At 64.3% G+C, this 7,192-nt stretch carries 8 protein-coding genes; 5 read left to right on the plus strand and 3 right to left on the minus strand.

Annotation, left to right across the window (positions count from 1 at the left end; genetic code table 11):
* Positions 1–76: 76 nt before the first annotated feature.
* From V6M39_RS06565 to V6M39_RS06575, 3 genes are read left to right on the plus strand one after another with little or no spacing between them, the layout of a single operon-like run.
* Positions 77–1,324, plus strand: a complete 1,248-nt coding sequence (locus tag V6M39_RS06565; protein WP_332642958.1) for a glycosyltransferase family 4 protein — start codon at positions 77–79, stop codon at positions 1,322–1,324.
* The gene (locus V6M39_RS06570) at positions 1,325–2,059 is read left to right on the plus strand and encodes a class I SAM-dependent methyltransferase (RefSeq protein ID WP_332642959.1); all 735 of its coding nucleotides are present in this window, start codon (positions 1,325–1,327) and stop codon (positions 2,057–2,059) included.
* A gap of 11 nt (positions 2,060–2,070) precedes the next feature.
* The gene (locus V6M39_RS06575; RefSeq protein ID WP_332642960.1) at positions 2,071–3,147 is read left to right on the plus strand and encodes a prenyltransferase; all 1,077 of its coding nucleotides are present in this window, start codon (positions 2,071–2,073) and stop codon (positions 3,145–3,147) included.
* Here the strand turns inward: V6M39_RS06575 and V6M39_RS06580 are convergent.
* Together V6M39_RS06580 and V6M39_RS06585 are read right to left on the minus strand one after the other, a co-directional pair.
* Positions 3,106–3,762, minus strand: a complete 657-nt coding sequence (locus V6M39_RS06580) for a class I SAM-dependent methyltransferase (RefSeq protein ID WP_332642961.1) — start codon at positions 3,760–3,762, stop codon at positions 3,106–3,108. The genes V6M39_RS06575 and V6M39_RS06580 overlap by 42 nt on opposite strands.
* Before the next feature lie 14 nt (positions 3,763–3,776).
* Positions 3,777–4,148: a glyoxalase superfamily protein gene (locus V6M39_RS06585; protein WP_332642962.1), complete on the minus strand. Its 372-nt coding sequence runs from the start codon at positions 4,146–4,148 to the stop codon at positions 3,777–3,779.
* Positions 4,149–4,249: 101 nt separating this feature from the next.
* Here V6M39_RS06585 and V6M39_RS06590 point away from each other — a divergent pair, with 101 nt between their 5' ends.
* Positions 4,250–4,687, plus strand: coding sequence for a nitroreductase family deazaflavin-dependent oxidoreductase (locus V6M39_RS06590; RefSeq protein WP_332642963.1), 438 nt, complete (start codon positions 4,250–4,252; stop codon positions 4,685–4,687).
* 3 nt (positions 4,688–4,690) lie between these two features.
* Here V6M39_RS06590 and V6M39_RS06595 read toward each other — a convergent pair whose 3' ends face one another.
* On the minus strand, positions 4,691–6,829 hold the full coding sequence (locus V6M39_RS06595; RefSeq protein ID WP_332642965.1) for a metallophosphoesterase: 2,139 nt from the start codon (positions 6,827–6,829) through the stop codon (positions 4,691–4,693).
* Positions 6,830–7,038: 209 nt separating this feature from the next.
* On the opposite strand from V6M39_RS06595, the gene V6M39_RS06600 reads away from it, so the two are divergent.
* Positions 7,039–7,192 (plus strand): CsbD family protein (locus V6M39_RS06600; protein ID WP_332642967.1); only part of this gene is annotated, 154 nt, incomplete at its 3' end.

Raw genomic sequence — 7,192 nt, forward strand, 5'->3', positions numbered from 1 at the left:
CATTGGCCCTTGGTCACGAGACAATTGAAAGTTCAGTCAAGTGCACTGAACTTGTACAACCCGACGGAGGCGCCACGTGCGTATCGCATTCATGTCTTACCGCAGCAAGCCACATTGCGGGGGTCAGGGCGTCTACCTCCGACACCTGAGCCGTGAGCTGGTTGAGCTCGGTCACCATGTCGAGGTCTACTCGGGCCAGCCCTATCCGGAACTGGACGAGGGCGTCATCCTGCACAAGGTTCCGTCGCTCGATCTCTATCGCGAGCCCGACCCCTTCCGCGTTCCGAAGCCGAAGGAGTTCCGCGACCTGACCGACGTCGAGGAATTCCTGACGATGTGCACCGCCGGATTCCCCGAGCCCAAGACGTTCAGCAAGCGTGCTGCCCGCTTGATGAAGGATCGGATCGGCGACTTCGACATCGTCCACGACAACCAGACGGTTGGCTCCGGCATGCTCGACATCGCTGAGATGGGCTTCCCGCTGATCACGACGATCCATCACCCGATCACGTTCGATCGCCGCATCGACCTGGCGCAGGCGCCGCTTCGCAAGAAGCTCAGCACCCGTCGTTGGTACGGCTTCCTGCGTATGCAGAAGCGTGTCGCCAAGCAGCTCACGAAGATCCTCACGGTCTCCGAGTCGAGCCGCCGCGACATCATCGCCGACTTCGGCGTCGATCCGTCGGTCCTCGAGGTCATCACGCTGGGCGTCGACGACGTGTTCGTACCGCCGACCGCCCCGCGCGTACCCGGCCGCATCGTCGCCATGGCCAGCGCCGACGCACCGATGAAGGGCATCGCGACCCTCTTGGAGGCATTCGCCAAGCTCCGCACCGAGCGCGACGTCGAGCTCATGCTCGTCACCACGCTCAAGGCCGGAGGACGTACCGAGAAGCTCATTGATGACCTGGGCATCGCCGAGCACGTGAAGTTCGTCAACGGCATCAGTGACGCCGAACTGGTGGACGTGATGGGCTCAGCCGAGCTCGCCTGTGTCCCGTCGCTTTATGAAGGCTTCTCGCTGCCGACCGCTGAGCTGATGGCCTGTGCCACTCCGCTCGTCGTGAGCCGTGCCGGCGCGATCCCCGAGGTTGTCGGCGAGGATGGCGTCTGCGCCAAGCTCGTCACCCCCGGTGACGTCGGAGAGCTCGAGGCCGCCATTGCCGAGCTGCTCGACGACCCCAAGCGCCGCGAGGCGATGGGCAAGGCCGGACGCGAGCGCGTTCTCGAGACATTCAGCTGGGGAGCGGTGGCCAAGTCCACTGCCGCCGCATACGAAGAAGTGATCGCTGCACACGCGGCCAAGAACAATGGAGACAAGTAGATGCTGACAGTTGATTTTGACCGCCTCGGTCTGAAGCCGGGCGACCGAGTGATCGACATGGGCGCTGGCGCCGGTCGGCACTCGTTCGAGATGTACCGCCTCGGCGCCGACGTCGTCGCCTTCGATCAGGACGCCGACGAGCTGGCCAACGTGCTGGACCTGTTCGGTGCGATGAAGGAGGCTGGCGAGGTTCCCGAGGGCGCATCCGCCGACATCAAGGAGGGTGACGCACTGTCGCTGCCCTTCGCCGACGGTGAGTTCGACCGCGTCGTGGCTTCGGAGATCCTCGAGCACATCCCCGCCGACATCCAGGCGATCGACGAACTCGTACGCGTCCTGCGCCCCGGTGGCACGATGGCCATCACGGTGCCCCGCTGGCTGCCCGAGATCCTCTGCTGGAAGCTCTCGGACGACTACCACAACACGCCCGGAGGCCACATCCGCATCTACTCCGACAAGGAGCTGATCGGCAAGCTCGAGAACGCTGGCATGACGTTCGAGGGCATTGACTACGCCCACGGTCTGCACTCGCCCTACTGGTGGCTCAAGTGCGCTGTCGGTGTCAAGAACGACGACAACCCGCTCGTGAAGGCCTATCACCAGGTCCTGGTGTGGGACATCATGAAGACGCCTCGCTACAGCACCGTGACGCGCTTCGCGGAGAAGCTCCTCAACCCGGTCATCGGCAAGAGCATGGTGCTCTACCTGCGCAAGCCGGAGACTCCCTCTTCCTGAGGGCTAGCGTCATGACCCCGGAGCAGATTGCCCAGACGGCTGCCAGCATTGCCTCGATGCAGGAGCCCGATGGCGCGATCCCGTGGACGATCGGCGAGCACACCGACGCCTGGAACCACGTCGAGGGCGCCATGGCGCTGCTCGTCGGTGGTGAGGTCGCGGCCGCCGAGGCTGCATACGACTGGTGCCTGCGCAATCAGCGTGAAGACGGCTCGTGGCCCATGAAGCTGGTGGCCGGCTCCGTCGAGGACGCCAGCACCGAGACCAACATGGCCGGCTACATCGCAGTCGGTGTGCTCCACCACTGGTCGATCCGCCGGGACCGCGACTTCCTCGAGCGCATGTGGCCTGTCGTACGCCGCGCGCTCGACCTGGTCGTCGACCTGCAGCTTCCGTTCGGTGGCATCGCGTGGTCGCGCGAGTGGGACTCCAACGGTCCCGCCAAGATCAACCGCGAGGCACTCCTCGCGGGCAGCTCGAGCATCTACCAGGCGCTGCGCTGCGGCGTGGCGCTCGCCGAGATCATGGACGAGCCCCAGCCCGAATGGGAGCTCGCCGGAGGCCGTCTGGGCCACGCACTGCGCGAGCATCGCGACCAGTTCCTCGACAAGTCGAATTTTTCGATGGACTGGTACTACCCGGTCCTCGGTGGCGCCGTACGCGGTCCCGCCGCTGACGAGATGCTCGCTTCACGCTGGGACACGTTCGTCGAGGACGGTCTCGGCATCCGTTGCGTCAGCGAGAACCCCTGGTTCACAGGTGCCGAGACCTGCGAGCTCGCCATGGCGCTGCAGGCGATCGGTGATCCCCGGGCCGAGCAAGTATTCACCGACATGCAGCACCTTCGTCACGACGACGGCGCCTACTGGACGGGCTATGTCACGCCCGATGGCGTCCACTGGCCGCACGAGCACACGACCTACACCGCAGCGGCCGTGATCCTCGCGTGGGACGTGCTCACCTCGACGACCTTTGGCTCGGGCATCATGACCGGCCACGGAATCGGAGTCAGCTTCGACGAGATCGCGCTCGAGTGCGACTGCCCGTCAACCGACTGGTTCGCCGGCGTTTCCCCGACTGCGCGTTAGTACCCGCATCGAGCCGACTGTCTCGGTCGGCTCGAACGCACCAGAACTTACGGCGCGCTGCCATACGTGGAACGGTGCCTGACCGCCGTCCTCAGGACGCTCGAAGACGTCATGGATCACCAGGGCGCCGCCCGGCATGATCCAGCGGGCGAAGCCTGAGTAGTCGTTCTGGGCGTGCTCCTCGGCGTGACCGCCGTCGATGAACAGCAGACTGACGGGGGTCTGCCACCAGGTCGCGACGCTGGTCGACTTGCCGATGACAGCGGTCACCTGATCTTCGAGCCCAGCGCGGGCAATCGTCTTGCGGAACACCAACAGGGTGTCCATCAGGCCGAACTCGTCGTCGACGAGAGTCGAGTCGTGATGCTCCCATCCAGCCTGGTTCTCCTCGGAGCCACGATGATGGTCGACGGTGAGCACGGTGCCACCGACCTCGCGCGCTGCGGCACCCATGTAGATCGCGGACTTGCCGCAGTACGTACCGATTTCGAGTGCCGGCCCGTGAGGGAGCCGCCCACGCGCGACGCGGTGCAGGAATTCGCCCTCGTCCTCCGGCATGAAGCCCTTGGCCTCGAGCGCGTGGATGAGCAGGTCTGCAGGCATCTCCGAAGTCACGGAGACAGTCTGCCTTAGCGCACAGGGAGCTCCTGAACGTGCCAGCGGTTGCCATCAGGGTCGGCAAAGGTGGTGAACGTGCCCCACGGCTGGACGTCGAGCTCGGTCGCATCCACGCCCTTGGCGATGAGCTCATCGCGGGCCGCCTGGGCGCTTGCAACAACGACTTGGATGCTGTCCTGCTGGCCGGGAGCGAGTCCGCTGCCCATACCCTCGCCGAACGCGATCGAGCAGGCTGAGCCGGCTGGCGTCAGCTGGACGAAACGTACGTTTTCGTCGACTCGAATGTCGTGGTCGAGGTTGAAGCCGACCTGGTTGGCGTAGAAGTCGCGCGCGCGATCGACGTCGGTGACAGGTACGAAGATGAGCTCGATCTTGCAGTCCATGATGTCCTCGAATTCTCTGGCCGCGGTCCCCCTGACCTGCGGCGACAAATCCATTCTTACCGCTAGGAATGACATTTTGAGCCTTCTGCAAGGCTTGGGACATGCCGCTGATTGGGGAATACGCACCGAGCACGTCCGACTGGGCCCGCAAGCAGGCCGAGCTCTATGAGAGCACCGACGGCGAAAAGGGCAACTCGATCCTGGGCCGCCCGATCATCCTGCTGTACACGCTGGGTGCCAAGAGCGGCAAGATCCGTACGACCGCCCTGATGAGAGTCGAGCACGAAGGCGAATACCTCGTCGTCGCATCTAAGGGCGGAGCGCCCGACAACCCGAGTTGGTTCTACAACCTCGTCGACGCGCCGCTGGTCGAGCTCAAGGACGGCGCTGTCCGCAAGGACTACACGCCGCGTGAGCTCAAGGGCGACGAGCGCGCTGTCTGGTGGGACCGTGCTGTCGAGGCGTTCCCGAACTATGCGGACTACCAGGTCAAGACCGACCGCCTGATCCCGATCTTCCTGCTCACACCTGTCGACTGAGTCTCACAGGAGACCCAGCAGCTTCTCTTTGAGGGCTGCCACGGTCGCTATCAGGTCGTTCAAGGTCGCGATCGCCGCGTCGTACAGTTCCTTCACCGCGGACACAGTTGCGCTCGCTTCCTGTACGGCCGCGATGGCAGCGTCGTATTCCGGCTTCAGCGCCGCCGCCTCTGCATAGGCGGCTTTGCCGGCTGCGACGGCTGCGTCGTAGTCGGGTATCAGGGCGGCGGCTTTCGCGTAAGCGGCTTTGCCGGCTGCGATGGCTGCGTCGTAGTCGGGAACAAGTGCTGTGGCTTTTGCGTAGGCGGTCTTGCCGGCTGCGATGGCTGCGTCGTAGTCGGGTATCAGGGCTGTGGCTTTTGCGTAGGCGGTTTTGCCAGCTGCGGCGGCTGCCTCGTATTCCGGCTTCAGGGCCGTAGCCTCGGCGTAAGCGGCTTTGCCGGCTGCGATGGCTGCATCGTAGTCGGGAACAAGTGCTGTGGCCTTTGCGTACGCAGCATGCCCGGCGGCGATGGCGTCCGTGTACTGCTGCGTCAGCTCTGCCAGGAGAATGCTTGAGTCTGGGTCCCCGATCGCCATGGTGGCCTGGTACTCCTGCTTGATCCTCGCGGCTTCTTCGTATGCGGCCTTGCCCTCGGCTGCGTAAGCGTTGATGGACGCGTTGATGGTCGCCGCTGTTGCGTATGCAGCCTTGCCCTCGGCCACGGCCGCGTCGAACAGCAACTTGATCCGTGTGGCGGTCGCGTACGCTTCCTTGCCCTCCGCCACTGCCGCCAGGTAGGCCTCCTTGACGGTGGTGGCAACTGCGTAGGCGGCCTTGCCCTCGGCTGCGTACGCGTCGATGGCCTGCTTGATCGACGTGGCGGCGGCGTAGTCGGCCCGGGCCTCCATCACGGCCGCGTCGTAGGCCTGCCTGATGCGAGAAGCCTCGGCGTAGCCAGCCTGTCCGGCCGTGATGGCTGCTTCGTAGATCTTCTTGAGCCGGGAAGCCTCGGTATATGCCGTGTTGCGGGCCGTCACGGCGGCCTCGTACTCGGTCTTCAGCCGCTGGACCTCGGCGTATGCATCTTCGCCGGCGGCTTCAGCCTCGTCGAGCTCGAGTTGTACCGCCGCCGCCTCTTCCGACTGCGCTGCTGCGAAGGCGACCGCATCGTCGCGGATCTGGGCGATCGTGGCCAGCTTTGTGTTCGTCGGGATCAGGTCCTGATCCGAGGTCGTGACGCGGGCGACGTTGCGCGCGGTGTAGGCGTTCACCTGGCCCGTGTCGGAGTCAACGGTCAGCTTGATCTGGCCGACGTTCTGTCCGTGAAAGCCGGTCTGAATCAACGGGCGGGTGCGGTTCGGGTCGCCGGGGACCGGCGCATCGTAGACGTACGTGATGTGGGTGTGGCCCATGATGAGTGCATCGACGTCGGGCGAAGTGTCCTCGACAAGTCTGGTGAAGATGCTGCTGCTCTGCATGGCCTGCTCAAGGTTCCAGCTTCCCCATGGAGCACCCTCGTGGATGGCCGCAATGATGACGTCAGGCTGCTCGGATGCTGGCAGTGCATTCAGGCGATCGACCTCGGTGTTGACCGCCGTCACGGGGTCACCGAAGGTCAAGCCCTCAATGCCCGACGGCTTGACGAGTTCTGGCGTGGCCGATGTGACCGCTCCGATGACGGCTATCCGCACTCCGCTGACTGTGTACGTCGTGGACGCATCAAGCGCGGGGGACCCGTCAGACTTCGCGACGTTCGCACCGAGGATCGGGAAATCGGCGCGCTCCATGATGTGGTTGACCAGATCGTTGTAGCCGCGGTCGAACTCGTGATTGCCGACGGCTGAGGCATCAACGCCCAAGACATTGAGCACATCGATCGCCGGATCGTCGTCCTGCGCCGCGGATGCAGGCGAGGACTCGCCGACGTTGTCACCGGCCGAAATCAGCAACGTGTTGTCGGCCGGACCATCGGCCAGCAGTTGTTCCACCGTCGCCGCCCACTGGACGACCTTGCCGTCAATCTGACCGTGGAAATCATTCAGTGCGACCAGATTGATCGTGATGTCATCGGCCGCCTGGGCCGGCGATACGGACATCAACCCAGCGGTCAGGACGGCCGCAGCTGTCACCGCGACCCCACGGCAGAACGATCCGACCATTGTCCACTCCCTCAAACCACACGGGCAAATGTGCCCGCACCCCCTTCCGAATGCCCATCGAGCGACGCGCATTCGGCTCCCACTTTGAGTGAAGCACCTCACTGCTGCCGGTGGAGGCAAAATCGAGAAATCGGGATGCTCGACGCTCACGCGACGTGTACGGCGCGGGCCGTTGGGTATTACTCACAAAACCGACGAAAGGACAGATCATGGGACTCGACGACAAGATCGAGAACGCAACCGATGACCTCAAGGGCAAAGCCAAGGAGGCCACCGGCAAGGCAACCGATGACGAGTCGCTGGAGGCGGAGGGCAGAGGCGATCAAGCCGTGTCCGACCTCAAGCAGGCTGGCGAGAAGGTCA

Origin of the sequence: Aeromicrobium sp. (assembly GCF_036675695.1) — a bacterium.
Classification (GTDB): domain Bacteria; phylum Actinomycetota; class Actinomycetes; order Propionibacteriales; family Nocardioidaceae; genus Aeromicrobium.